Annotated in this window: 1 pseudogene; it reads left to right on the top strand. The window is 43.0% G+C overall.

Annotated elements, in window-relative coordinates:
• A pseudogene (locus MO387_RS20755) lies at positions 1 to 1,004 on the top strand (IS3-like element ISSba5 family transposase); the annotation flags it as partial.

Raw genomic sequence — 1,004 nt, forward strand, 5'->3', positions numbered from 1 at the left:
ATAAAAACCATAGCATCATCGAAGCTGCAAAGGCGATGAACGTAGGTAAGTCCACTATGGATAAATGGGTGAGACAGTTAAAACTAGAACGCCAGGGTGGCACACCAAAAGCATCTCCGATTACCCCAGAACAAATTGAAATCCGTGAACTGAAGAAACAAATAGCGCGTCTTGAGGAGCATAATCTAATCCTAAAAAAGGCTACCGCTCTCTTGATGTCAGACTCGATGAACAATTTACGCTGATCAGCGCACTCAAGCAGAGCCACTCTATTCTCACAATTTGTAATGCATTCAAAGTGCATCGAAGTAGCTATAAATATTGGCTAAAAAGAAAAGAACATATCGATGCTGATTTTACAATTTTATGCAGTGAAGTGAAGGCCGCGCATCGTATTAGTCATGGCTCTGCCGGTGCTCGAACGATAGCGCAATTAGTGACTAACAAAGGGATCTGTCTCAGTCGTTATCGAGCCCGTAATCTAATGAAAAAGCTTGGGTTATTGAGCTGTCAGCAGCCTAAACATTCTTATAGGAAAGCTGCACAAGAGCATGTAGCGATCCCGAATACGCTTAATCGACAGTTTGCCGTAACTCAACCAGATCAAGTGTGGTGTGGCGATGTGACGTATGTTTGGGTCGGTAATCGTTGGGCATATTTAGCGGTTGTTCTAGACCTGTTTTCCCGTAAACCTGTTGGGTGGGCTTTGTCATTATCACCTGACAGCGAGCTGACCTGTAAAGCCTTGAAAATGGCATTTGAGTTAAGGAGGAAACCTGAGAATGTGATTTATCACAGCGATCAAGGTTCACATTACACAAGCTTGAAATTCAGACAATTAATATGGCGTCTTCAGATTGAGCAAAGTATGAGTCGCCGCGGGAATTGTTGGGATAACGCACCAATGGAGCGTTTCTTTAGAAGTTTGAAATCTGAGTGGATACCCGCCAGTGGTTATGGGAATTTTACAGAAGCAGATAAAGAGATCACAAATTACATCACTG

The organism is Shewanella sp. N2AIL (genome assembly GCF_022690845.1).
Classification (GTDB): domain Bacteria; phylum Pseudomonadota; class Gammaproteobacteria; order Enterobacterales; family Shewanellaceae; genus Shewanella; species Shewanella baltica.